Annotated in this window: 1 protein-coding gene; it reads right to left on the reverse strand. The window is 60.3% G+C overall.

The window, feature by feature from the left end; all coding sequences use genetic code 11:
• Positions 1–312, reverse strand: a 312-nt coding sequence (locus AACY49_RS31450; protein WP_339528269.1) for an immunoglobulin-like domain-containing protein, incomplete at both ends; no start/stop codon positions are given.

Here is a 312-nt window from a genome sequence, read left to right on the forward strand (position 1 = left end):
GTGTCGGTGATCGAGGTGTCGGCTGACTTGCCGTCGACTTCCAGCTTCTCGTAGTTGCCGCCCTTGGCATCGTCGATTTTTACGCTCAGCGAACCGCCGCCCGACAAAGCGTCGTTTGGCGCAACGAAGTTAATAGAACCGCTGCTGGCGCCGACCGGAATGGTGATGGTCTGGCCGTTGGACAGGGTCACAACGACTGGCGAACCGGTTACTGGCGCGCTGACGGATGCGGTGTAAACCACCGTGCCGCCTTCAGCCACACTCGAAGTCGCGGTCAGGTTCACGGTCGAAGTGTCGATAGTGTCGGTGACG

The sequence above is a fragment of the Pseudomonas sp. EL_65y_Pfl2_R96 genome, from assembly GCF_963970905.1.
Classification (GTDB): Bacteria; Pseudomonadota; Gammaproteobacteria; order Pseudomonadales; family Pseudomonadaceae; genus Aquipseudomonas.